The organism is Corynebacterium sp. HMSC075F02 (genome assembly GCF_001838335.1).
GTDB lineage: Bacteria > Actinomycetota > Actinomycetes > Mycobacteriales > Mycobacteriaceae > Corynebacterium > Corynebacterium jeikeium_D.
Map to the genome: position 1 here is coordinate 1 of NZ_KV836324.1, position 25,392 is coordinate 25,392.

20 protein-coding genes and 2 tRNA genes are annotated in these 25,392 nt (G+C 59.7%); 20 read left to right on the top strand and 2 right to left on the bottom strand.

The window, feature by feature from the left end:
- Nucleotides 1-99: 99 nt before the first annotated feature.
- A tRNA-Gly gene (locus HMPREF2920_RS09330) sits at nt 100-174 on the bottom strand.
- Between the two features lie 563 nt (nt 175-737).
- Here HMPREF2920_RS09330 and HMPREF2920_RS09335 point away from each other — a divergent pair.
- The 5 genes from HMPREF2920_RS09335 to clpX all read left to right on the top strand — a co-directional run bounded on the left by HMPREF2920_RS09335 (nt 738) and on the right by clpX (nt 5,069).
- Nucleotides 738-814 (top strand) — tRNA-Pro (locus tag HMPREF2920_RS09335).
- Nucleotides 787-2,250 (top strand): trigger factor, encoded by a 1,464-nt coding sequence (gene tig / locus HMPREF2920_RS09340; protein ID WP_083295680.1) that lies wholly within the window; start codon nt 787-789, stop codon nt 2,248-2,250. Before HMPREF2920_RS09335 ends, tig begins: the two co-directional genes overlap by 28 nt.
- A gap of 140 nt (nt 2,251-2,390) precedes the next feature.
- Nucleotides 2,391-2,963, top strand: coding sequence for an ATP-dependent Clp protease proteolytic subunit (locus tag HMPREF2920_RS09345; RefSeq protein WP_016422302.1), 573 nt, complete (start codon nt 2,391-2,393; stop codon nt 2,961-2,963).
- Between the two features lie 46 nt (nt 2,964-3,009).
- Complete coding sequence (locus tag HMPREF2920_RS09350; protein ID WP_369707172.1) at nt 3,010-3,633, top strand: ATP-dependent Clp protease proteolytic subunit; 624 nt, start codon at nt 3,010-3,012, stop codon at nt 3,631-3,633.
- A 173-nt stretch (nt 3,634-3,806) separates the two neighbouring features.
- Nucleotides 3,807-5,069 (top strand): ATP-dependent Clp protease ATP-binding subunit ClpX, encoded by a 1,263-nt coding sequence (clpX, locus tag HMPREF2920_RS09355; protein ID WP_048735141.1) that lies wholly within the window; start codon nt 3,807-3,809, stop codon nt 5,067-5,069.
- 62 nt (nt 5,070-5,131) lie between these two features.
- On the opposite strand, the gene HMPREF2920_RS09360 is transcribed toward clpX, so the two are convergent.
- Nucleotides 5,132-5,917, bottom strand: a complete 786-nt coding sequence (locus tag HMPREF2920_RS09360) for a TetR/AcrR family transcriptional regulator (protein ID WP_049190863.1) — start codon at nt 5,915-5,917, stop codon at nt 5,132-5,134.
- 230 nt (nt 5,918-6,147) lie between these two features.
- On the opposite strand from HMPREF2920_RS09360, the gene HMPREF2920_RS09365 reads away from it, so the two are divergent.
- The 15 genes from HMPREF2920_RS09365 (at nt 6,148) to rsfS (ending at nt 25,391) form a co-directional block, all read left to right on the top strand.
- Nucleotides 6,148-7,131, top strand: a complete 984-nt coding sequence (locus tag HMPREF2920_RS09365) for a malate dehydrogenase (protein WP_016422306.1) — start codon at nt 6,148-6,150, stop codon at nt 7,129-7,131.
- A gap of 213 nt (nt 7,132-7,344) precedes the next feature.
- On the top strand, nt 7,345-10,080 hold the full coding sequence (locus HMPREF2920_RS09370; RefSeq protein ID WP_070595798.1) for a valine--tRNA ligase: 2,736 nt from the start codon (nt 7,345-7,347) through the stop codon (nt 10,078-10,080).
- A gap of 209 nt (nt 10,081-10,289) precedes the next feature.
- Nucleotides 10,290-11,795 carry a bifunctional tetrahydrofolate synthase/dihydrofolate synthase gene (locus HMPREF2920_RS09375; protein WP_231367219.1) on the top strand — a complete coding sequence of 502 codons (1,506 nt, stop codon included), beginning with the start codon at nt 10,290-10,292 and terminating at the stop codon, nt 11,793-11,795.
- Complete coding sequence (locus tag HMPREF2920_RS09380) at nt 11,792-12,307, top strand: DUF4233 domain-containing protein (RefSeq protein ID WP_070595796.1); 516 nt, start codon at nt 11,792-11,794, stop codon at nt 12,305-12,307. The genes HMPREF2920_RS09375 and HMPREF2920_RS09380 overlap by 4 nt, the downstream gene beginning before the upstream one ends.
- An 84-nt stretch (nt 12,308-12,391) precedes the next feature.
- A complete protein-coding gene (gene ndk / locus HMPREF2920_RS09385) occupies nt 12,392-12,802 on the top strand; it encodes a nucleoside-diphosphate kinase (RefSeq protein WP_038629458.1) in 411 nt (136 codons plus the stop codon).
- 571 nt (nt 12,803-13,373) lie between these two features.
- A complete protein-coding gene (locus tag HMPREF2920_RS09390) occupies nt 13,374-17,459 on the top strand; it encodes a translation initiation factor IF-2 N-terminal domain-containing protein (protein ID WP_070601628.1) in 4,086 nt (1,361 codons plus the stop codon).
- Between the two features lie 383 nt (nt 17,460-17,842).
- Nucleotides 17,843-18,151, top strand: a complete 309-nt coding sequence (rplU, locus tag HMPREF2920_RS09395; protein WP_005511541.1) for a 50S ribosomal protein L21 — start codon at nt 17,843-17,845, stop codon at nt 18,149-18,151.
- A gap of 40 nt (nt 18,152-18,191) precedes the next feature.
- The gene (gene rpmA, locus HMPREF2920_RS09400) at nt 18,192-18,449 is read left to right on the top strand and encodes a 50S ribosomal protein L27 (protein WP_016422312.1); all 258 of its coding nucleotides are present in this window, start codon (nt 18,192-18,194) and stop codon (nt 18,447-18,449) included.
- A gap of 257 nt (nt 18,450-18,706) precedes the next feature.
- Nucleotides 18,707-20,221 (top strand): GTPase ObgE, encoded by a 1,515-nt coding sequence (gene obgE, locus HMPREF2920_RS09405; protein ID WP_069359626.1) that lies wholly within the window; start codon nt 18,707-18,709, stop codon nt 20,219-20,221.
- A gap of 98 nt (nt 20,222-20,319) precedes the next feature.
- Nucleotides 20,320-21,669, top strand: coding sequence for a glutamate 5-kinase (gene proB / locus HMPREF2920_RS09410; RefSeq protein ID WP_016422314.1), 1,350 nt, complete (start codon nt 20,320-20,322; stop codon nt 21,667-21,669).
- A 174-nt stretch (nt 21,670-21,843) separates the two neighbouring features.
- Nucleotides 21,844-22,557 (top strand): class E sortase, encoded by a 714-nt coding sequence (locus tag HMPREF2920_RS09415; RefSeq protein ID WP_070601630.1) that lies wholly within the window; start codon nt 21,844-21,846, stop codon nt 22,555-22,557.
- Nucleotides 22,558-22,710 (top strand): hypothetical protein, encoded by a 153-nt coding sequence (locus tag HMPREF2920_RS10815; RefSeq protein ID WP_049190848.1) that lies wholly within the window; start codon nt 22,558-22,560, stop codon nt 22,708-22,710.
- 14 nt (nt 22,711-22,724) lie between these two features.
- Nucleotides 22,725-24,068 carry a glutamate-5-semialdehyde dehydrogenase gene (locus tag HMPREF2920_RS09420; RefSeq protein ID WP_246816333.1) on the top strand — a complete coding sequence of 448 codons (1,344 nt, stop codon included), beginning with the start codon at nt 22,725-22,727 and terminating at the stop codon, nt 24,066-24,068.
- Nucleotides 24,069-24,089: 21 nt separating this feature from the next.
- Nucleotides 24,090-24,845 carry a nicotinate-nucleotide adenylyltransferase gene (gene nadD / locus HMPREF2920_RS09425; RefSeq protein WP_049171017.1) on the top strand — a complete coding sequence of 252 codons (756 nt, stop codon included), beginning with the start codon at nt 24,090-24,092 and terminating at the stop codon, nt 24,843-24,845.
- 87 nt (nt 24,846-24,932) lie between these two features.
- On the top strand, nt 24,933-25,391 hold the full coding sequence (gene rsfS / locus HMPREF2920_RS09430) for a ribosome silencing factor (RefSeq protein WP_005511538.1): 459 nt from the start codon (nt 24,933-24,935) through the stop codon (nt 25,389-25,391).
- The last annotated feature ends 1 nt before the right edge of the window (nt 25,392 follow it).

Consider the following 25,392-nt stretch of genomic DNA (forward strand, 5'->3'; position numbering starts at 1 on the left):
CGCCGAGCGGACACACTTTTTGCTACTTAACCCGATTTCGGGACGGATCCCGTCAAAAAGAAGAACACCCTCCGACGCTGGCCGGAGGGTGCTTTCACATGGAGGGGATGACGGGAATCGAACCCGCGTCTTCAGCTTGGAAGGCTGAGGTATTAGCCACTATACGACATCCCCATAGACAGAAATCCGGTTTAGATGCGCACTCGCCTCAACCAGACCGTGTCTTGGTACAAGGCATATTAACTCGTTAAAGCGCACATACAAAAATCGATGCCAGGTTTTTCTCGAAGGATTTAAAGAAAAGTGGCTGTGGCCGGGAAAAACAGAAAATGAAACTAAAGCAATATGGGGTATATGAAACAGGCGTATAGCCGTTGATTACACTGTCACACGACTCAACAAAGGGGCAGTCGTTTTAGGCGGCTTCTTTGGAGGGTCGGCCGACGAATGGAGTGTTTGCAGTAAACGAGGCCGCCAAAAGCAGTGCCGAGGTGATGCAAACGCCCTGTGATATGCATGGATTTCATGAAACCAGTAGTAGTTGGCAGGTTGGCTCTCGATGGCGTCGTAAAGCGTTTTCAGACAGAGTAATGGCCTGGTTGAACGCGTGGTTTTGTGATTTCGTTAATCGTCAGGTAAATCTATACGGGTCCGTTGTGGAAACGCGATTTCGCGACTATGAGGGCCCCGGTGCAGATGCTCCAAAGGGGTTTCTGCTAGGTTTCGAATGACGCATACGGGGTATGGCGCAGCTTGGTAGCGCGTCCGCTTTGGGAGCGGAAGGCCGTGGGTTCAAATCCCGCTACCCCGACCAGTATCACGGGCACTCCCGTGGTCTATGAATTAATCATCGAGTTGCAGGAGAGTGCACCAGTGAAGTCTTCCGTTGAGAAGCTCAATGAGACCCGAGTGAAGATTACCGTCGAGGTCCCGTTTGACGAGCTGAAGCCAGAGTTCGACAATGCCTACAAGGCACTGGCTCAGCAGGTCCAGATTCCGGGCTTCCGTAAGGGCAAGGCACCGGCAAAGCTGATTGAGGCCCGCTTCGGCCGCGGCCCAATCCTGGAGCAGGTGCTCAACGACATGGTTCCGTCCCGCTACGACGAGGTCGTTCGCGAGGAGGAGCTGAAGGTTATCGGTCAGCCTGAGGTTGACATCACCAAGCTGGAAGACGGCGAGCTCGTCGAGTTCACCGCTGAGGTCGACGTCCGTCCGGAGATTGGGCTGCCGAAGTTCGAGGACATCGCAGTTGAGGTTGACCCGCTGGTCGCCGACGAGGAAGCTGTTGAGGCTGAGCTGCAGAACCTGCTCGCTCGCTTCGGCACCCTGACCGGCGTTGAGCGCGCAGTTGAGAAGGATGACTTCGTCTCCATCGACCTGTCCGCCACTATCGACGGTGAAGAGCTGGAAGAGGCTTCCACCGAGGGACTGTCCTACCAGGTTGGCTCCGACGATCTGATTGACGGCCTGGATGAGGCTGTTGTTGGCCTGTCCCAGGGCGAGTCCAAGGAATTCACCACCAAGCTGGTTGCTGGCGAGCACGAGGGCGAGGACGCTCAGGTCACCGTTACCGTTCAGTCCGTCAAGGTCCGCGAGCTGCCGGAAGCTGACGACGACTTCGCTCAGATGGCTTCCGAGTTCGACACCATCGAGGAGCTGAAGGAAGACCTGGCACGCCAGGTCGAGAACACCAAGAAGGGCGAACAGGCTCAGCAGGTCCGCGACAAGGTCCTGGCTGCCGCAATGGAGCAGACCACAATCGCTCTTCCGGAGGGTGTTGTCAAGGAGCAGGTCGAGGGCCAGCTGCAGCAGCTGCTGGGTCAGTTCGGCGGCGACGAGAAGGTTCTGAACTCCATGCTGGAGGCCCAGGGCACCACTCGTGAGCAGTTCGACGAGGACTCCAAGAAGTCCGCTGAGGAAGCTGTTCGCACCCAGCTGTTCCTGGATGCACTGGCTGAGGAGATCCAGCCGGACGTTTCCCAGCAGGAGCTCACCGACCACATCCTGTTCACTGCTCAGTCCTACGGCATGGACCCGAACCAGTTCATCCAGCAGATTCAGCAGTCCGGCCAGCTCGGCAACCTGTTTGCAGACGTTCGCCGCGGCAAGGCTCTGGCCACCTCGATCCTGAAGGCTTCCGCCAAGGACACTGAGGGCAACGAAATCGATCTGAACGAGTACTTCGGTGAGGTCGAAGCTGAGGCTGAGAAGGCTGAGTCCGACAAGGCTGAGGACAACTCGGCTGAGTAAGCCCCGCCGTTAGCGCGACGCATTCCTTATGCTGCAACGCTTATAGCGAACAAGGGCCGTTCCTGAAACAAAGGGACGGCCCTTTTCGTTACCCTCTAGTGAACGACAAACTCGCACACGTACGAAGAAGGAGTACACAGATGAGCGATAACGCCCAGATGTCGACGAACACGGTTTTCGACAAGCTGCTCAAGGAGCGCATTATTTGGCTGGGTGAGCAGGTCGACGACGAGATTGCCAACAAGCTCTGCGGTCAGATGCTGCTCCTGGCAGCTGAGGACCCGGAGGCGGATATCTCGCTGTACATTAACTCCCCGGGTGGCTCCGTCACCGCCGGCATGGCCATTTACGACACCATGCAGTTTGTTCCGTGCGACGTGGCTACCTACGGCATGGGCTTGGCAGCTTCCATGGGTCAGTTCCTGCTCGCCGCAGGTGCTAAGGGCAAGCGTTACGCACTGCCGCACGCCCGCATTATGATGCACCAACCATCTGCAGGTATTGGCGGTACCGCATCCGACATCACCATTCAGGCTGAGCAGTTCGCTGCCACCAAGAAGGAGATGGCTCGTCTGATTGCGCAGCACACCGGTCAGCCGGTCGAGCGCATTGAGGAAGACTCGGACCGCGACCGCTGGTTTACCGCAGCTGAGGCTAAGGAATACGGCCTGGTTGACCACGTCGTGACCGCTCTCAAGGACACCGCACGCTAAAAGCGGACAGTAGCGAATAATTAGAGGCGATTTAATCAACATGGAGATGAACAATATGCAGATGCCGCAGTCGCGCTACGTGCTTCCTTCTTTCGTGGAGCACTCCAGCTTTGGTGCTAAGGAATCCAACCCATACAACAAGCTCTTCGAAGAGCGCATTATCTTCCTCGGCTCCCAGGTCGATGACACCGCCGCTAACGACATCATGGCGCAGTTGCTGGTGCTTGAGGGCCTGGACCCGGATCGTGACATCACGATGTACATCAATTCCCCAGGCGGCTCCTTCACCTCGCTGATGGCCATCTACGACACGATGCAGTACGTGCGTCCCGACGTGCAGACCGTGTGCCTGGGCCAGGCTGCCTCCGCGGCAGCCGTGCTGCTCGCTGCGGGTGCACCGGGTAAGCGTGCAGCTCTGCCGAATGCGCGCGTTCTCATTCATCAGCCGGCTACCCAGGGAATCCAGGGCCAGGTTTCCGACCTGGAGATTCAGGCGAACGAAATCGAGCGCATGCGCAAGCTGATGGAGGAGACGTTGGCTCGCCACTCCGGTCGCACTGCAGAGCAGATCCGCAAGGACACCGACCGTGACAAGATCCTGACCGCTGAAGAGGCCGTCGAGTACGGCATCATCGACCAGGTCTTCGAGTACCGCAAGCACAACGCCTAAATGGGGACATGGTCTCTTTGGAGTGCTGCGCACTGGCCGTCGTAAAGCACCGGGCGAGATCGCGTGAAATTCGCCTCGCCCCTGGCGTGGAAGCCGGTATTTGCGCACACTCACGGTAGGCTGGTCTGAAGCAGTTATTGGCAACGAAGCGGAAAGGCGGCGGCGGGAGCCTCATGGCGCGTATGCAAGAAAGTGCGGATTTGCTGAAGTGCTCTTTCTGTGGAAAGAGTCAGAAGCAGGTCAAAAAGCTGATTGCCGGACCTGGTGTGTACATCTGTAATGAGTGCATCGAGCTCTGCAACGAGATTATTGAAGAGGAGCTCAACACCGGCGGCGAGGCAACTGGCAACGACGACCGCCTGCCGCGTCCGATGGAAATTCGCGACTTCCTCGATGAGTACGTCATCGGCCAGGACATGGCAAAGCGCACCCTAGCCGTCGCGGTCTACAACCACTACAAGCGCCTTCGTGCTGCAGAGACCAAGTCGGACAACGACGTCGAGCTACAGAAGTCGAACATTCTCTTGCTGGGGCCGACAGGCTGTGGCAAGACCTACCTGGCACAGACGCTGGCTCGCAAGCTGGATGTGCCGTTCGCAATCGCTGACGCCACCAGCCTGACCGAGGCCGGCTATGTCGGTGAGGATGTGGAGAACATCCTGCTGAAGTTGCTGCAGGCTACTGATTTCGACGTCGAGAAGGCGCAGCGCGGCATCATTTACGTCGATGAGATTGACAAGATCTCGCGTAAGTCTGAAAACACCTCTATCACTCGCGATGTCTCCGGTGAAGGTGTGCAGCAGGCGCTGCTGAAGATTCTCGAGGGAACCGTAGCCGCCGTGCCCCCGCAGGGTGGGCGCAAGCTGCCAAACCAGGAGTTCATTCAGTTCGACACCTCCAATGTCCTGTTCATCGTCGCCGGTGCGTTTGCCGGTCTGGAGAAGGTCGTGCAGGAGCGTGTCGGTAAGAAGGGGCTGGGCTTCGGCGCAGATGTCACCTCGGCTAACGACGCGGATATGAAGGATCCATTCCGCGACGTGCTGCCGGAGGACCTCGTTCGATTCGGCCTGATCCCTGAGTTCATTGGTCGCCTGCCCGTCATCGCATCGGTCACCAACCTCGATGAGGACGCGCTGGTTCGCGTACTCACCGAGCCCAAGAACTCCCTGGTCCGCCAATACCAGCACCTGTTCGACATGGATGGTGTGCGCCTCACCATCGACGACGAGGCACTGCGCGCCATTGCTGCCAAGGCGATTAGCCGCAATACCGGCGCCCGTGGTCTGCGCGGCATCATGGAAGAAATCTTGGTTCCCGTGATGTTCGACGTACCAGAGCGTGACGACGTTGCGGAGGTCATTGTCCACAAGGAATGCATCACGGACGGTGCAGCGCCAGAACTCGTTGAACGCAGCGCGGACAAGAAGACTGCGTAAAGGTAGCTGAAAACCCGGTTAGAGCGCCTGCTCTAACCGGGTTTTGATGTCTGTGTGGAGCCCTAGTCGTCCATGCCGTAGATGTCGCGGTAATCCGGGGCATCATCAGCAGCCAAGTCCTGAGTCTCTGGGTTGGGCTGATCGCCATAGACCTCTGCGCCAAGCGCGGACGAGTTCGCGCCATGGGAGGCCAGCAAGGAAGTGTACGAGCTTCCCGGTTCGTTGCGAGGCGAGGATGTCAACAGGCTGGTCACGGTGTCCTGTGCGAACTCACGCAGCTTGTCCGACAGCACCGTCGACTGCATTTCAATGCCGTAGAGGTTTTCAAAAGTCCGTTGGTGCAGGGTGGGGAAGGTGGCCAGTGAGAGCACGAGAATATAAAGATCAAGTGCGGAAATGTCAGTGCGGAATGCACCGTAATCGCGGCCGAGCAACAAGATGCGGTCAAACTCCAAAACAATTGGGCTCTGACCACCAAGCCCAGTCACGCCTTCTAGCGGCAGGACCGGATGTAGGTTTTCCTGGATGATGAACCGCACGGCGAGCGGGTTCGCCGAGAAGTAGTCATAGATAACACCGACCACATGCTGCAGGGCTTCCACCGGCACATTGGAGTGCGGGCGCAGGTCGTCGTCGTCAGGCCTTACGGTCTCCAGCACATGTGCCCACGTCGCCCTGTAGAGTCCCAACTTGTCACCACAGTGGTAGTGAAGCATGCGCTTAGAGACACCAGAGGCGGCAGCAATGGCATCCAAACGGGCATCTGCATACCCCTTTGCGGTGAATTCTTGAAGTGCTGCCACCAAGACTGCATGGGGGATTGCATCAGAGGAGCCTGGAGACTTCATGAAAATCCTTTGCTTGGACTAGAGAGAGACTAAGGGGTTTTGGCTATCTAACGGGGGTGAAATTGGTCAGTCGCGGACTTCTTTCTAGTGAAATGAGTACACGACCGTAAGTCATGCCTAATGCTATCCGTTTTTCAGAAATGGCCTGAGCGCATCGCCCCCGTCTGCGCCAATTCTGTAGTCGCATTAGAGTGGGCAGCGAATTGATTCTCTCTCGAGAAAGGCCTGAAGTGAACAAGACTCCCGTAAAGGTTGCAGTTACCGGCGCCGCCGGACAGATCGCTTACTCCCTGCTCTTCCGCATTGCCAGCGGTTCGGTTTTCGGCCCTGAGACCCCGGTTGAGTTGAACCTGCTGGAGATCACTCCGGCGCTGCACGCCACCGAAGGCGTCGCCATGGAGCTGTTTGACTCCGCCTTCCCGCTTCTGACTGGCATCAACATCACCGATGATCCGGCAAAGGCATTCGACGGTGCCAACGCCGCCTTCCTGGTCGGTGCAAAGCCGCGCGGCAAGGGCGAGGAGCGCTCCGCACTGCTGGGCGCCAACGGCAAGATCTTCGGCCCGCAGGGTGCTGCACTGAATGATCACGCAGCAGACGACATCAAGGTTCTGGTTGTCGGCAACCCGGCCAACACCAACACCATGATTGCCGCATCCCACGCTAAGGACATCCCGGCAGAGCGCTTCACCGCCATGATGCGCCTGGACCACAACCGTTCCCTGTCTCAGCTGTCGGAAAAGATTGGTGTTCCGACCACTGAGATCAAGAACATGATTGTCTGGGGTAACCACTCCGCAGACCAGTTCCCGGACATCACCTACGCCACCATTGCAGGCGAGAAGGTCTCCGACAAGGTGGACGCTGCGTGGGTCGAGCAGGACTTCATCCCGCGTGTCGCGAAGCGTGGCGCAGAAATCATCGAGGTCCGCGGTTCTTCCTCCGCAGCTTCCGCTGCAGCTGCCGCAGTTGACCACATGCGTGACTGGGTCACGGGTACCCCAGAGGGCGAGTGGGTCTCTGTCGCACTTCCGTCCGACGGCTCCTACGGCATCGACGAGGGCCTGGTCGCTGGTGTTCCGTGCTACGCCAAGGACGGCGAGTGGGTTCGCGTTGAGGGCCTGGATCTCTCCGAGGTTCAGCGCGCTGGCATCGAGCGCAACGTCAAGGCACTGCGCGAAGAGCGCGAGGCTGTTAAGGACCTGCTGGTCTAAGAGCTGTTCAACGGCCGTTTAGAGGCGCTCTCTTGTGATGATTTCACAAGAGAGCGCTTTTATTTTGCGCGGTAATCACGGTTTGGTTCGGAGCGAGAATAAGGCTTGAATTCGGCGGTGCATAAGTCGCTGATAGCAGATATGGGTGGGGCGCAAGGGCCGTCGTAAAGCCCCTGGAAAACCAAATCCGGGCAAGGCGCTAAGATGTGACGCGTGACTGAGAACAACGTGGACCTAAACAGAGCAGATAAGTTGCCCAAGTCGTGGAACCCGGCTGACGTGGAGTCGGACCTGTACCAGGGCTGGGTAGACGCTGGCTATTTCGAGGCTGATCCGTCTAGCTCCAAGCCGGCTTACTCTATTGTGCTGCCCCCGCCGAATGTGACGGGTCAGCTGCACATGGGCCACGCACTGGACCACACTTTGATGGATGCGCTGGTGCGCCGTAAGCGCATGCAGGGCTACGAGGTGCTGTGGCTGCCGGGTATGGACCACGCGGGTATCGCAACTCAGACCAAGGTCGAGGCGATGCTGAAGGAGTCCGAAGGTAAGGACCGCTTCGATTACGGCCGCGAGGAATTCGTGGAGAAGGTCTGGGAGTGGAAGCACGATTACGGCGGACGTATCGGCAACCAGATGCGCCAGATTGGTGACTCCCTGGATTGGTCACGTGAGCGCTTCACTCTGGACGAGGGCCTGTCCCGTGCGGTTCAGACGATTTTTAAGGAACTGTTTGACCGCGGCCTGATTTACCGCGCCAAGCGCATGGTCAACTGGTCGCCAGTGCTGCAGACTGCAATCTCGGATATTGAGGTCAAGTACGAGGACGCTGAAGGCGAGCTCGTGTCTTTCCGCTACGGCGATGGGGAGGACTCCATTGTTGTGGCGACGACTCGTGTGGAGACGATGCTGGGTGACGTGGCAATTGCCGTGCACCCGGAGGATGAGCGCTACACGCACCTGGTGGGCAAGGTTCTGGACCACCCGTTCCGCGAGGACCTGAAGATTCAGGTCATCGCCGATGACTACGTGGACCGCGAGTTCGGTACCGGCGCGGTGAAGATCACGCCGGCGCACGATCCGAATGACTTCGCTATGGGCCAGCGCCACGACCTGGATATGCCGGAGGTCATCGACACCACTGGCCGTATCTTCAACACTGGCACGCGTTTCGACGGCATGGATCGTGCGGAAGCCCGTACTGCGCTGACGGAGGCGCTGCGTGAGCAGGGGCGCATTGTCAAGGAGGTCCGCCCGTACGTTCACTCGGTCGGCCACTCGGAGCGCTCGGGTGAGCCGATTGAGCCGCTGCTGAGCCTGCAGTGGTTCGTTAAGGTCGATGAGCTGGCCAAGATGTCCGGCGATGCTGTTCGCGAGGGCGACACGGTTATTCACCCAGCTTCGCAGGAGCCGCGCTGGTTCGATTGGGTCGATGACATGCACGACTGGTGTATTTCCCGCCAGCTGTGGTGGGGCCACCGCATCCCGATTTGGTACGGCCCGAATGGCGAGGTCGTCTGTGTCGGCCCGGATGATGAGGTTCCGACGGGCGAGGGCTGGACGCAGGATCCGGACGTGCTGGATACCTGGTTCTCGTCTGCGCTGTGGCCGTTTTCCACGATGGGTTGGCCGGAAGCCACCCCAGAGCTGGAGAAGTTCTACCCGACATCCGTACTGGTTACCGGCTATGACATTCTGTTCTTCTGGGTCGCGCGCATGATGATGTTCTCGACCTTTGCTGCCACCCTGGCTGATTCACCGCTGGGTAAGGGGCGCGACGGTCGTCCGCAGGTGCCGTTTAAGGATGTCTTCCTGCACGGTCTGGTCCGCGATGAGCAGGGTCGCAAGATGTCGAAGTCCCTCGGCAATGGCATTGACCCGCTGGACTGGGTCCGTGACTACGGTGCGGACGCACTTCGCTTCACGCTGGCGCGTGGCGCTAACCCAGGCTCTGACCTGCCGGTCGGTAATGACGCCGCTCAGAGCTCCCGTAACTTCGCCACCAAGCTGTTCAACGCCACCCGCTTTGCGCTGATGAACGGGGCCCACGTGGGCGAGCTGCCGGACCGCGACCAGCTCACCGACACCGACCGCTGGATCCTGGACCGCCTGGAACAGGTCCGCGCCGAGGTTGACGCTGCGCTGGATAAGTACGAGTTCTCCAAGGCCAACGAGGCCCTCTACCACTTCGCATGGGACGAGGTCTGTGACTGGTACCTGGAGATGACCAAGGTTGACTTCCCGCGCCTGAACGACGGCGAGACCATGACCGAGGAGCAGGCCGCCCGCGCCGCCTCCACTCGTCTGGTTCTCGGCCGCGTGCTGGATACGCTGCTGCGTCTGCTGCACCCGTCCATGCCGTTCGTCACGGAGACGCTGTGGAAGGCGCTTACCGACGGCGCGGAGGGCTTCGAGGATTCTCTGGTTATTTCCGCCTGGCCGGATGCAACCATGACCACCGACAGCGCTGCTGTCGACGAGGTTGCCGCACGTCGTATTGCCGATGCCCAGAAGTTGGTCACCGAGCTGCGTCGTTTCCGCAATGACCAGGGTGTGAAGCCGTCGCAGCGCGTGCCGGCACGCATGAACCTGGCGGATGCTGATCTGACTGCTCAGGAAGAGATGATTCGTTCGCTGGCTCGTGCTGAGGCGCCGGAGGATGGATTCACCGCTACCGCTTCCATTGAGGTGCGCCTGTCTCAGGCCACTGTCCTGATCGAGCTGGATACCTCCGGCACCGTCGACGTGGCCGCTGAACGCAAGCGCCTGGAAAAGGACCTGGCCAAGGCAGAGAAGGAACTGGCCGGCACCGAGAAGAAGCTCGGCAACGAGGCCTTCCTGTCCAAGGCTCCGGAGCAGGTCGTGGAGAAGATTAAGACTCGCCACCAGTTCGCACTGGAGGAGATTGACCGTATTAAGGCTCGTTTGGAGGGACTTCCGCAGGCATGACCGATCCACGGGATGCTGAACCACGTGATGAGGCCGCAGGCGAGATTCGTTTGAATCTTGGCGGCGGCGACGATTCGGTGACGCAGGAAGAGTCTGCGATGCGAGAAGAGTCCACCGCAGCGCGTGAGTTCGAATTCGATCCGGCTGACTCTCAGATCGTCGAGGACCTCGAACCTCGTGAAATCGCCGGTGTGATGGCTGATGGCCGCATGCCCGATGACATGCGCCTCGGTGAGGTCTCCGTGTCCGAGGAAGGCCTGAGCCTGCCGGTGGATGTGGATCGCCCAGTCAACGAGCCGGCTCCGCTGGAGGCCACCGCAGAGGAACTGCGCGAACTCGCAGAGGTGGAAGCCGAGCTGGATCAGCGCTGGCCGGAGACCAAGATTGACCCGTCGCTCGAGCGAATCGAGATGCTGATGGACATCCTTGGCCATCCTGAGCGTGCCACTCCGGTCATTCACGTTGCCGGCACGAATGGCAAGACTTCCACTGTGCGCATGATTGAGTCGCTGGTGCGCGCTCTCGGTCGTCGCACCGGCCGCACCACCAGTCCGCATCTGCAGCTGGTTACCGAGCGCATCGCCATCGATGGCCAGCCCATTCATCCACGCGATTACGTGCGCATCTGGCGCGAGATTCAGCCCTACGTGGAAATGGTTGACGCCAAGTCCGCCGAAAAGGGCGGCCCGCAGATGAGTAAGTTCGAGGTCCTCACGGCCATGGCCTACGCTGCCTTCGCCGACGCTCCTGTTGATGTCGCCGTGGTGGAAGTCGGCATGGGCGGCACATGGGATGCGACCAACGTGGTGGAGGCCGACGTGGCAGTCATCTGCCCAATCGGTCTCGATCACACGGAGTACCTCGGCGATACCCTGGCTGAAATCGCTTCTGAGAAGGCCGGCATCATCAAGTCGCGGTGGAACAAGGACGACTTGCTCACGCCACCGGACAATGTCGCCATTGTCGGCGAGCAAGAGCCGGAAGCAATGGACGTCGTTTTGCGCCGTGCCGTGGAAATGGACGCCTCCGTCGCCCGCGCTGGAGTTGAGTACGGCGTCGTCAGTCATCAGCTGGCGGTCGGCGGGCAGAACCTGACGCTCAAGGGCCTGGCCGGCGAGTATGACGACATCCATCTGCCGCTGCACGGTCCGCATCAGGCGCGTAACGCAGCCACAGCACTGGCTGCGGTGGAGGCGTTCTTCGGCGCAGGTCCGGGGCGTCCGCTCAACATTGATGCGGTTCGCGAAGGCTTTGCGACGGTCGCATCGCCCGGCCGCCTGGAGCGCGTGCGCTCGACCCCGACGGTGTTCATCGATGCCGCCCACAATCCGCACGGTGCCCGTGCGCTACGCACGGCCCTCTCCGCTGAGTTCGACTTCCGCCGTGTCATCGGTGTGCTGTCGGTGCTGGGGGAGAAGGATGCTCGTGGGCTGCTGGTTGAGCTGGAGCCCTACTTCGAAGAAGTGGTTATCACCCAGAACACCTCGCCGCGTGCGCTGCACTACGACGACCTGGCTGACCTCGCGGAGGAGATTTTCGGCGAGGAGCGCGTGCATCGCGTGCCAACTCTGCCGTCCGCCGTTGAGCTAGCTGTCGCACTGGCTGAGGAAACCGACACCGGAGACGGTATTGTCTCTGGTTCCGGTGTGATCGTCACTGGATCTGTTGTCACTGCGGGCGAAGCCCGGACACTATTTGGAAAGGACCCGCAATGAGCGAATCTCAGGCGAGCCAGCCACAGGGCAATAGCGCGGAGGACTACACCGCTGCCGACCGCGAGGCCCTGCGCGCCTACCGCGAGGGGCGTGACCTGAGTGAGGGCGGCAAGTATGGTCCGCTCGGTGCGGGACACGATCCGGCTAAGGACCCGCTGAAGGGTCTGCGTGGTGTTATGTCCGGCACGCTGATTATGCAGGCTATTTCGGTGCTGCTTGGTCTGACTGTGGTCACGCGCATTCCCGACGGCCAGATCAACCAGACCTTTTCGGTTACGTACATCACCATCCTGGGCCTGGCTCTGATTGCGATGGCCTTCCTGCAGAAGCAGCCCTGGGCCCTGAAAGCCAACATTGTGCTGCAGGTCTTTGGTGTGCTGGCTATCTTCACGCATGTGTCCATGGGCGTGGTGGGTATCTTCTTCGCACTAGTGTGGGCCTACATTCTGCACCTGCGGAAGAACCTCCTCCAGCGTATGGAGCGCGGTCTGTTGACCACCCAGCACTCGTAAGTCTCCCGCGCTCGTAGTCGCGACTTTCACCCCGCTGCACCACCACTCCGGTGTAGCGGGGTTTGTCATAGTAAGATGCTCACCATGACTGAACGTACTCTTATTCTGATCAAGCCGGACGGCGTTTCCCGCGGTCTGGTCGGCGAAGTTATCTCCCGCATCGAGCGCAAGGGCCTGAAGCTGGTCGCGCTTGACCTCCGTGTTGCTGACGAGGCAACTGCGAAGGAGCACTACGCAGAGCACGTCGATAAGCCGTTCTTTGGTGAGCTGGTTGATTTCATCACCTCTGCACCGCTGGTCGCTGGTGTTATCGAGGGCCCGAACGCAATCGCTGCTTGGCGTCAGCTCGCTGGCGGCACTAACCCGGTTGAGGCCGCAACTCCGGGCTCCATCCGCGGTGACTTCGCACTTGAGGTTGCTAACAACGTTGTTCACGGTTCCGATTCCCCGGAGTCCGCTGAGCGCGAGATTGGTATTTGGTTCCCGAACCTCTAAACGTTGACGGTTCAGCATTGACCCGTGAGCGTTGAACTGGCGCCGAACTGAGCAAGCAATTGTTTGCCGGTTCGGCGCTTTTTGCTTGTCGACGACCGTGGGGCGGCCCTTCAGCGGGCTGCACGTGTGAATGCGGGCACGGGCTGCAAATGTGAAACTGTAGGAGTTTATGACACTTTCCGGCAATTTTTCAGGCCATTTCTGTCATAAACGCAGTCAGTAACTCGGATTGGCCCGCCGCCACCAATGTCGGTGCGCGCCACCTGCTCGATATGTGCGACAATGGACAGCAGCAGTAGTGCCCGGGAGTTCGCTCCGGCGGATGAAATATGCCGCATGTGATCGCTGAATCCCCGAGTCAGCCGGTAGGCCTGCCAATAAGACTTTCATAATTGTTCATCGTTTTCGGCCCTCTATCTGCGCATTTGGCGCAAATGAAGTGGCTGTCGCAACATCGTTGCTCCGCCTGGTTTCCAAGGCCACAACGGATGTAGGCGCACATGGAATGACAAAGAGTGTGCTTCCTGTTGTCGGGTTTTGCGTGGTGGGGTGTCAAGGAGAAACAAATACAGTGGCAAATTTCAGCCAGGATGTTGTCGCTAAGGCACGCGAATTTGATCGTGAGTCAGCGGCTCTGAAAACCCGAGTCCACCACCTGGCCAAGAGCTTGGGGTTGACCTCGAAGGAAACCATCGAAGCACTGGGGCACGCGGGGATCGTCGTAAAGTCCGCTGCGTCCACCATTAATCAAAATCAGCTCGACGCAGTGCTGAATTTCATCGGTGATCATCCAGAGGATGCCTCGCTTGACGACGGATCCGCTGCGACCAAGCCAACCGGCGAAAAGCCAGCCGCGAAGGAAAAACAGTCGGCAGGTAAGCCGAACGCGGCAGATGAGAAGTCGGACGAGCAAACTGCAGCTAAGTCCGAGAAGAAGCCAGCTGCGAAGAAGAGCGGCAAGAAGTCGGCTGCGAAGAAGGACACAAAGAAGGCTGCGCCGAAGGCAGAAAAGAAGGCCGACCAGAAGGCAGCTCAGAGCGAAGCGGAGTCGGACGCAGCGCCTGCCGAGGAAGTGACCGAGAAGAAGGACACCAAGAAGTCCTCGGCTAAGAAATCCTCGGCAAACCAGAGCGCAGAGAAGCAGGCTGAAGAGAAGCAGAGCGCAGAGAAGAAGAGCACGACTAAGAAGCGAGCAACGCGTAAGCGGGCTGTGAAGAAGACCGCTGGCGCTCCGGAAGAAACCGCTGCGAAGGACGAGCAGAAGGACTCGAACTCGGTCGTCGAGGAAGCTGTTGAGGCTGTCGTTCAGTCGTCGTCGAAGAAGGCTGCAGACAAGAATGCTTCCGATAAGAAGGCTGCCGACACCGTAGCCGAGACCGCTGAGAAAACCTCCGCTGAGGAAGCTTCCGCCGAAGCACCTGCTGCAAAGAGCGCTGCAGTGACCACACGTCGTGGTCGCCGAGTTCGCCGTGCGGTCCGCACGACCAGCGCTCCAGTGGCAGAGGAAGCTCAGGAAGCGCAAGAGCCGCAGAAAACGCAAGAGCCGCAGGATACGCAGGCAACTCAGAGCGAAGCCCTGCAAGACATCGAGCCGCCGGTAGTCCCGGAGCCGCCGGTTGCGGAAGAGCAGACCGCGTTTGCGCCTATCTTCCTGGCGCCGCAGGCTGTCCCGGCTACGGCCAAGAATTCGGCCACCGAGGATGCAGCTTCAGCTGACAACGGGGCCTCCAACCAGGGCACCGATGACAACGCGGGGGAGGGGCAGGACGGCTCGTCGTCAAGCGAAACGGAGCGTCAGCCGCGCCCGCGTCGTCGCCGTCGTGGACGTGGGCGTCGTAATGATGACGCGCAACAGGCGGAGAAGACCACCGAAAACACAGAGCGCGAGGAAGAGGAAACCCGCGAAGAGGTCGAGGAACCGCAGGCGATTAAGGGATCGACTCGCCTGGAGGCGCAGCGACGTCGCCGTATCGAGCGTCGTGAGGAATCGCGCAAGCGCCATGTAATCTCGGAGGCGGAATTCCTGGCTCGTCGTGAGTCGGTGGAGCGCACGATGGTGGTGCGTGAGCGCAAGCGCCATGACCACGCGGGCATTGTCACTGAGGTGGGTGTGCTGGAAGATGACCTGCTGGTCGAGCACTTCGTTACCTCTGACACGCAGACCACGCAGATCGGCAATATCTACCTCGGTCGCGTGCAGAACGTCCTGCCCAGCATGGAAGCGGCGTTCATCGATATCGGAACCGACCGCAACGGTGTCATTTACGTAGGTGACCTGAACTGGAAGCTGCTGGGCACGAAGTCGCGTTCGCGCAAGATTGAACATGCGCTGAAGGCCGGCGACCAGATTTTGGTCCAGGTGTCCAAGGACCCGATTGGTCACAAGGGTGCGCGTCTGACCACCCACATTTCGATGGCTGGTCGATTCCTGGTGTACGTGCCGGGCGGCCGGAGCGCGGGTATTTCCCGCAAGCTGCCGGAGCCGGAGCGCAAGCGCCTGAAGTCGATTCTGAGCGAGGTTACGCCGGAGGGCTCGGGCACGATTATCCGTACCGCAGCCGAGGGTGTGTCCAAGGAGGCCATCGAGGCCGACATCAAGCGCTTGGAGTCGCAGTGGCAGGAGATCTGGGAAGCCTCCGAGGCAGCGAAGGCGAAGCGTGGAGCAAAGCCGATTGCGCTGTACGAAGAGCCAGACATGCTGGTCAAGGTCGTCCGCGACGTCTTCAACGAGGACTTCTCGCGTCTCGTGGTGGAGGGCGATCGCCCGTGGAACACAGTGACGGACTACATCGGCGACCTGGCACCAGAGCTGGAGCCGCGACTGCAGCGCTACTTCGCCAAGGAGCACGGCGGCGCTGATGTCTTCGAGCACTTCCGCATCGATGAGCAGCTGGCCAAGGCACTCGACCGCAAGGTCTGGCTGCCTTCGGGCGGCACGCTGGTCATCGACCGCACCGAGGCCATGACGGTCATCGACGTCAACACCGGTAAGTTCACCGGCGCTGGCGGAAACCTGGAAGAGACGGTCACTCGCAACAACCTGGAGGCCGCTGAGGAAATCGTCCGCCAGATGCGTCTGCGCGATCTGGGCGGCATGATTGTCGTCGATTTTATCGACATGGTGCTGCCGGAAAACCAGGACTTGGTGCTGCGCCGTCTGAAGGAGGCCCTGGGCCGCGACCGCTCGCGTCACGAGGTCTCCGAGGTCACCTCGCTCGGCCTCGTCCAGATGACTCGCAAGCGTCTGGGCACAGGCCTGCTGGAGACCTTCTCCACGCCGTGTAGCTGCTGCAATGGCCGCGGTCTGATTATCCACATCGATCCGGTTGAGCAGGACAATCAGGGCCGTGGCCACAAGAATGGCCGTCGCAACGACGAGCAGGACAAGTCCAAGCGCCGCAACAAGTCGCGCTCGGAGCACAATCCGGCCAACCACCCGGCCGCGCTAGCCATGCACCGCGATCAGGGCGACCAGGCAGGCTCTTCCAAGGCAACGCGTGACGACGACGCGGAGACCAACCAGCGCGACAAAGACGCAGCCGACAAGCGTGTCGCAGCTGCTGTCGAAGCTGTCATTGTCTCTTCTGAGAACGATGAGCCGAAGCCGCCGCGTCGTCGCCGGGTTCGTAAGAGCCAGGGCCGAAACGATGAGCAGCGACAGAACGGCCGTGGCCGTCAGGAGCGCCGCGAGCGTACTGAGCAATCGGAGAACTCCAATGACCTAGCTGCTCTGGCTGCCGCAGCTGTTGCGGAAGCCCGTGAGAAGGACCCAGAGGAGCCGTCGGATGACCGTTACATGCCGCAGGAGGGGCAGCGCCGCCGCCGTCGGGCTACGCGTCGCAGGGTAGCGGAGCATGTTGCCGTTGATTCGGCTGCACGCGACGCTGATGACCGCGACGAAGAATATGGTGATCGTCGCAAGCGTTCGGAGCGCCCGACCCGTGCTGAGCGTGCCGAGCGCACCGATAACGGTGGCTCCGGTGGAGGCCGTGGCGAGGCTGAACGCTCCAGCAGCGCTAGCGCTCGACGTCGCCGTCGTCGCGCTGTGCGTCGTAGTGCTGTGGATGAAACCACTGCGCCTCAGGCTGAGTCTCAGGCAGCTTCCACCACAGATGTGAGGGAGCCAGCCAAGGATGGCAAGAGCGGCAACGCTAACAAGACCGGTAAGGCTGTGGCCGAGGAGTCCCAGACCTATGAGGAGGCGAAGGAGGCGTTCGAGCGTTCTCCACGCCGTCGTCGTCCGACGCGCGGTAACTCCCGCTCGGATCGCGCACCGCGTCGCGAGGACTTCGAGTCCACTAAGCCAAAGGCGGACGCTGAAGGCAGCAAGGGTGGAGATCGTGCGAAAGACAACCGCGATGACAGCAACCGCAGCGCCAACCGCAGTGGCGGTGGACGCCGCTCGGGCAAGTCACGGGTTGAGGTCGTAGCAGTCCAGGGCACGGGAGCTCGCCGTAATCGCCGTCGGGCGGTGCGCAGGGTCTCGTCGCAAAGCGATGCCGAAGCGACTGCGCCGAAGCAGCGACAGGGCGCTTCAAACCGCGCTACTAAGCCAGAGCAGAAGCAGGCTAATTGCGGTGCTGCGGCGCCGGAGACGAAACCGGCCAATCGTCGTCGCCGCGTGCGTCGTGCGGTGCGCCGAAGTGGCCAGAACTAGAGATTGGAAATCTGAAATAAGGCCAGATAGAAGGTTGTTTTCCGTTCCCTAAAGCAGGGGGTGGAAAGTGGCTTCGGAAACTGCCCGGGAAGACCGTGAAAACCGATGGGGGACAGGGTCTTACTCGGGCAGTTTGTAATTTAGGGGGATTTTTCGCTACTCTTGACCAGTCGCTGATTAGTAGGCGTATCTGGTCATGCCCACTGGTGCTTGAGGTGCTGGTGGTAAGGAAACGGCCAGAGCGGGGAAATCTACTCGGATTTGGCTTTCGGGTATGTCCCTGAAGTGTTCTGCACACGCAACTAATCGCAATTCCATTGTCCAGTCAAGGAATTACAAAGATTCCTTGAGTCGAGTTTCTCAGATAAAGGGGTAGCCCTCCTATGTACGCGATCGTCAAGACCGGCGGCAAGCAGTACAAGGTTGCCGAAGGTGACCTCGTCAAGGTCGAGAAGATCGAGGGTGAGCCGGGTTCGTCCGTGGCTCTCACCCCGGTTCTGCTCGTCGATGGCGCAGATGTCATTGCGGATGCCGACAAGCTTGCCAACGTTACCGTTAACGCAGAGATCGTCGAGGCCGCTAAGGGCCCGAAGATCCGCGGCATGCACTACAAGAACAAGACTGGCTACAAGCGCCGCTACGGCCACCGTCAGCCGCTCACTGTTCTGAAGATTACCGGCGTCTCCAAGTAAACCGCCGAAATTCCAATTAGCTTTTCCCTAGGAGAAAATCATGGCTACTAAGAAGGGTGCATCCAGCACCAGCAACGGCCGCGACTCCGAAGCTAAGCGCCTCGGCGTGAAGCGCTTCGGCGGCCAGCAGGTTAAGGCAGGCGAGATTCTCGTTCGTCAGCGCGGTACCTCGTTCCACCCGGGTGAGAACGTTGGCCGTGGCGGCGACGACACTCTCTTCGCTCTGAAGGCAGGCGCAGTCGAGTTCGGTACCCGCCGTAACCGCCGCATTGTCAGCATCGTTGAGAATAACTCCTAAGAACAACCCTCGGTTGTCCACATAGGATTACTGCAACGTTGAATTTGAGGCAGGTTTAACTGCCTTGCAGAAGAGCCGATTCCTTTCCCACTGCGAAAGGTAATCGGCTCTTTTGTTGTTTATGTACTGTTTCGCGCTTTTAGGTTGCGAGGCAGCGTTTTGTTACCGCCTAGACTTCTGCCCGTCGGCTCGCTTAAATTAGGGCATTACTCCAGGCACTAGATGATGGCTCTCCGCTCGGAAGTGTGTGTGATTTTATGTCTCGTTTTGTAGATCGTGTCGTACTGCATTTGCAGGCCGGCGACGGTGGTCACGGCTGTAACTCGGTGCTGCGTGAAAAGTTCAAGCCACTCGGCGGTCCCGATGGCGGTAACGGCGGCCACGGTGGCGACATTGTGCTGGTCGTCGACCCGCAGATTCACACTCTGATGGACTTCCACTTCCACCCCCATATCAAGGCTGCCAACGGTAAGCCGGGCGCGGGCGATCACCGCAACGGTGCTCGTGGTGAGGACCTGGTTCTCGGAGTGCCGGAGGGCACGGTTGTCATGACCGAGGATGGGGAAGTGCTCGCGGACATGACAGGTAAGGGTGCCCGCTTCATTGCCGCTGAGGGCGGTTACGGTGGCCTGGGCAACGCAGCGCTGGCGAACAAGAACCGCCGTGCGCCGGGCTTCGCTCTCCTCGGTGAGCCGGGTGAGGCCAAGGACCTTGTCTTGGAGCTCAAATCCATGGCAGACGTTGGACTGGTGGGCTTCCCGTCAGCCGGAAAGTCCTCGCTGGTCAGCACCATGAGCGCTGCTAAGCCGAAGATTGGTGACTACCCATTTACCACGCTGCAGCCGAACCTGGGTGTAGTCAACGTTGGCTACGAGTCCTTCACCATCGCAGATGTGCCGGGTCTTATCCCGGGGGCATCTGAAGGCCGTGGTCTTGGGTTGGACTTCCTGCGTCACATTGAGCGCTGCGCTGTGCTGGTTCATGTGGTTGACGCTGCTGCGCTGGAGGGCGACCGCGATCCGGTCTCTGACATCAGGGCGTTGGAGACGGAACTCGCCAACTACCAGTCGGTGCTGAAGGCCGACGTGGGGCTTGGGGATCTCGCAGAGCGTCCGCGCGTCATCGTGCTGAACAAGATTGACCTGCCCGATGCTCGCGAGATGATTGACATGCAGCGCGAGGAGCTGGAGAAGTTCGGCTGGCCGATTTATGAGATCTCTACGGTGACGCACGAGGGGCTCAAGGAGCTGACCTACGGTCTGAAGGATCAGATTGCCGCCTATCGCAAGGCGCATCCGTTGCCAACAGAGCAGGAGCCCCGTGCGGTCATCCGTCTGGAAGGTGTGCGTGGCAAGAAGCGCGAAGGTGCGGACTTCACTATCGAGCGCGATCCGAATACCCCAGATGGGTTCATTGTGCGTGGCCGTAAGCCGGAGCGCTGGATTAACCAGACGGACTTCGAAAACGACGAGGCAGTCGGCTACTTGGCTGACCGCCTGGCCAAGCTTGGTGTCGAAGATGCCCTGGCAAAGGCTGGGGCAACGGTTGGCTGCCCGGTGACGATTTCCTATCTCACCTTCGAGTGGTACCCGCAGCAGGTCGCGGGCACCGATGACTTCGTGCCGAGTGGCCGTGGTACCGACGATCGTCTCTACGTCAACGAGCGCACTAGCGCCGAGCAGCGTAAGCGTGCATCGCAGGCCCGCCGTGGTCTGATTGACGAGTACGATTTCGGGGATGGCGAAGAGGCTATTCGCGACCGGTACTCATAGTCGCGGGCGACAGCGTCGTCGGCAAGCGAAGACTTCAAACTTGCATTTTGCCATTGATTGTTTAAACAATTATATAGTCAGAATTACGTTAGACCGTCGTGTTTTCCATTAGTGAAATGAGTGAGTCAGTTATCCCTTCCGACACCGTTGCCAACGATGTTGACGTCACTGGAGCAGATGCATTAGATGCCCCGGTAGCTACCGCGCCGAAGTCTGAATCGGACGCGCCGATTTCCCGTGAGGAGGTCGACGAGCTGCTTCACAACAATCCTGAGTCCACCGTCGCTGAGATTGAAAAGGCGACTGAGAATTTATCTCCGGGAACCAAAGGCGGTTTCGATTCCGAGACTCGTGAGGCAATTCGGACCGCGAAGCGTGTCGTGGTGAAGATTGGTTCTTCCTCGTTGACCGGATCTGACGGTCGTACCGATCCCGAACGCATCGACTTCATTGCCGATGCCCTGGAAAAGCGTATGGGCTTTAGCGATGTCATTGTCGTGTCCTCCGGCGCGGTGGCATCCGGAATGGGGCCGCTGGGGCTGACTTCGCGTCCCACTGATTTGGCGACCAAGCAGGCGGCTGCAGCTGTGGGGCAGGTGCGCCTGGCACAGGAGTGGGGACGCTCCTTCCTGCGGTATGGTCGCACTTCTGCGCAGGTGCTTTTGACCTCGGACGATGCAGGTGTGCGTTCGCGTGCCCGCAACGCTCAGCGCACTATCGACCGCCTGCGCCAGCTGGGTGCAGTGCCAATTGTCAACGAAAATGACACGGTCGCGACCTCGGAGTTCCGCTTCGGCGACAACGACCGCCTGGCCGCCCTGGTCAGTCACCTGGCGTACTGCGATGCACTGATTCTGCTTTCCGACGTCGACGGCCTCTACGACCGTAACCCGGCCGATCCAGGTGCAACCTTTGTGCCAGAGGTGCGCAGCGGTAACGACTTGCGTGGTGTTATCGCCGGTGACGGTGGAGCACTGGGCACCGGTGGAATGGCCTCGAAGGTGTCTGCCGCACGCCTGGCTTCGCGTGCTGGGGTGCCGGTGCTGCTGACTTCGGCGTCCAACATTGAGCGAGCACTTGACCAGGCAGACGTGGGAACCGCTTTCGCCGCGAAGGACAACCGCTTGAGCGCCTGGAAGTTCTGGATGCTCTACGCAGCGGATAGCTCGGGCCTGCTTCGCCTGGATGCCGGTGCGGTTGACGCCGTAACACGCATGCGTAAGTCGCTGCTCCCGGTCGGTATTACCTCGGTTGACGGTGAGTTCTCCGCTGGTGACATCGTTGACCTGATTGGCCCGAGCGGTGAGGTCATCGGACGCGGCGAGGTCAACTATGACTCTGAGGAGCTGCTGGGCATGATCGGCTACCACACCGAGGAATTGCCGAATGACATGCAGAAGCCTGTCGTCCATGCCGACTACCTGTCGGATTTCGCCTCCCGCGCTTAGGAGAGCGTTGCGCTGAGAGCTGCAGCGCTTAAAGACGCGCACCTGGGCGCCCCCGGACAGAGGTGCCTCGGCAAAGACCGGCTGAGTGGGGACTAGCTGAGTGCGGACTGGCTGGGGGAGGAGTGCCTGAGCGCGGACTGCCTGGATGAGGAACTTTCGGGCATAATCCTAAGTGTGTTATCGAAAATTATTGGCGTCATCGGCGAGTTGCTCTTGACCGCTGGAGTGCTGGTGGCGCTCTTCGCCTTTTATCTGCTGTACTGGTCTGGTCTTGAAACCGGGAAAGCTCAGCAGCAGGCTCGTGATGAGCTGCGGCAGGCATGGTCCGCACCGGCATCGGCCCCAGCTCAGGCGCCAGAAGGCACGGAGCCAGCTGTTGAGGGCTCCTGGGTGCCTGGCTCTGCGGTGGCGATGATTTCCGCTCCTAAGGCCGGTTTTAGCGACTTGGTCGTATTCGAAGGTGTCTCTCAGGAAGTTTTGCGCGGTGGCCCCGGCCATTATCCGAGCACAGCCCTTCCGGGGCAGGTGGGCAACAGCTCTTATGCCGCCCATCGTGACGGCCACGGAGCTCCCTTTGACAACATTGACCGCCTGCAGACGTGCGATGACATCACTGTAGAGACGCGTGATGCTATTTACCGCTACAAGGTATTGCCGGTCGACGGTATGGCTGGCGCAGGGGAAAGCTTCGACTGCGTGCCAGAAGGAACTAACGTCCCCGAGATTCCCGGCCAGCACATTGTCACTCCAGACCGCGCCGATGTCCTCAATCCGGTCGGTGACGCGACTCTACTTACGCTGACTACCTGCCATCCGCAGTGGGACAACACTCATCGGCTCATTATTCACGCGGTTCTCGCCGGTGTTGAGACCAAGGAGGTCAACTAGATGTACGCAGCTTTTTGGCGATCCCTGCCGGGTCCGTGGTGGGTGAAAGCGACCATCACCATCGTGATTGCCGTCATCGTGTTCCTGCTGTTGATGAATTACATCTTTCCTTGGGTTGCTGAGCTAATTCCCTCAAATGATGTCTCACTCTAGTTATGCTGGTAGGCATGACTGCTCAAACGAACGAAACTGCTAACACCAATCAACAGGGCATTGCCGAGGATTCGGCTCTTAGTCCGGAGCGTGCTGCTGAGCGCGCCGAGGTTTTAGATAAGGCACAGCGTGCCAAGGCTGTCGCGGGAGAGCTGGCTCGCTTTACGTCGGCACGCAAGAACGGGCTCCTGCTGGCCGCAGCAGATGCGCTGGTCGCCCGTACTGAAGAGATTCTGGTAGCCAACGCCAAGGACATCGAGGCCGGTAAGGCCCGTGGTTTTAGTGACTCCCTGCTGGATCGCCTGCGTCTTGACGCCGATCGTGTTGAGGGTATTGCCGGTGGGCTGCGCCAGGTTGCGGCCCTGCCGGATCCGGTAGGCGAGGTGCTGCGGGGCAGCACTCTTCCTAACGGCATTAAGCTTTCCCAGGTCAGCGTTCCGCTGGGCGTGATGGGCATGGTCTACGAGGCTCGCCCGAACGTTACTGTCGATGCCTTTGGTCTGGCGCTGAAGTCGGGCAACGTGGCCTTGCTGCGTGGCTCCAAGTCCGCCGTCCACTCCAACACGCAGCTGGTCGCGGTTTTGCGTGAGGTGCTGGCCAACCACGATGCACCGGAGGACCTTGTTCAGCTGCTGCCGTGTGAGACCCACGATTCCGTGCAGGATCTCATCACTGCCCGCGGCCTGGTTGACGTAGTGATTCCGCGCGGCGGTGCCGGTCTGATTGAGGCCGTCGTGACGAAGGCAACGGTGCCGACCATTGAGACCGGTACCGGTAACTGCCATATCTACATCGATGCTTCCGCCGATATCGACGAGGCGATTGCGCTGATGATTAACGGCAAGACCCGCCGTCCGAGCGTCTGTAACGCCACTGAAACGGTTCTCATTGACTCGGCGCTGTCCGCGCAGGATCAGGTCCGCATTTTGGACGCGCTTGCCGACGCGGGCATTGCGGTCCACGGCGATGTCGATAATCTGGCGGCCTCTGGGTGGACCGGTGAGGTCATTCCTGCGACGGAAGAAGACTGGTCGGATGAGTACCTTTCGCTAGACATTGCCGCACGCATTGTCGACGGTGTGGTGGCCGCGACGGATCACATCACTGAGTACTCCTCGGGTCACACGGAAGCTATCTCTGCACGTGACTGGGGCGTGTGCCAGGAGTTCGTCGACCGTGTTGATGCTGCCGCTGTCAGCGTCAATACCTCCACTGCGTTCACCGATGGTGAGCAGTACGGTTTCGGCGCAGAGATTGGTATTTCCACCCAGAAGCTGCACGCCCGTGGGCCCATGGGGCTGCCGGAGTTGACCAGCAGCAAGTGGGTTCTGGCTGGTCGTGGACAGACTCGTCCGTAGTGCCCGGGTAAAGTGCCAGTCATGATTAAGCGCAAGAAAAGTGTGCGGTCGCGAGTACACGCCGCGTTGACAGCGAAGTCGGCGGAAGCGCCCCGGCAGCGCATTGGCGTAATGGGTGGCACTTTTGACCCCATTCACAATGGTCACCTGGTTGCCGCGAGCGAAGTGGCAGACCGTTTTGACCTCGACTTTGTGCTTTTCGTGCCCACGGGTGAACCGTGGCAAAAACGCGGCCGGAAGGTCTCTCACAGCGAAGACCGCTACCTGATGACGGTCATTGCCACTGCGTCGAACCCGCAGTTTTCGGTCTCGCGGGTTGATATTGATCGGCCGGGTGCGACCTATACCGTCGATACGCTGCGGGATTTGAAGGTCATCTATCCCAACGCGGATCTGTTCTTCATTACCGGTGCCGATGCGCTGCAGAAGATTATGACGTGGCGGGACTGGGAGGAGATGTTCGACGCAGCAACGTTCGTCGGTGTCACTCGTCCAGGGGTTCACCTGCGGGCAGAGGACCTGGAAGGAATCGACGCTTCACGGTTGCACCTCATCGAGATTCCCGCCATGGCTATTTCTTCTACCGATTGTCGAAAGCGTGCGGAGGCAGGACGCCCTGTTTGGTACTTGGTGCCGGATGGCGTGGTGCAGTACATCGCTAAGCGGGGTCTGTACCAGTCTGCTGAGGGCACGGTTGGTTCTGTGGGCCCCGCATCGGTGAACTCGACCTCCGAGGATGCGGCATCGGTGGATGCGAAGTCCGATACCGCGGACTGAAAGTTAGCAGAATCCCGCTGAGACGGTAAGTTACAAGTACAAACGCTGTTTTTCACGACTTTTAATCACAAGGAGCTGAAGTCTTTCGTGACTGCACAACCACGCGCCATTGAGCTGGCGACCGCCGCGGCGAAGGCCGCCGATAGCAAAAAGGGTGAGGACGTCGTTGTTCTCGATGTCTCTGGCCCGGTGGTGATTACGGACGCATTCGTCCTGGTCAGTGCTGACAATGAGCGTCTGGTTGCCGCAATCGTCGACGAAATTGAGGACGATCTGCGTGACCTCGGCGCAAAGCCGGTTCGCCGCGAAGGTGTCCGTGAGGGACGTTGGGCGCTGCTGGATTACGGCGACATTGTCGTGCATGTCTTCCGCAGTGAAGAACGCGACTTCTACGGCCTGGATCGACTGTGGCGCGATTGCCCGCGCATCGAGGTCGAGGGCATCGAGCAGCCGAGCAACGAGGACGGCGAAGATTCCGCCCGCAATGCTCGTTCTATCGACGAGATTCCGCTGGCTGCCGAAAACCCGGACACGGACGAGTTTTAAT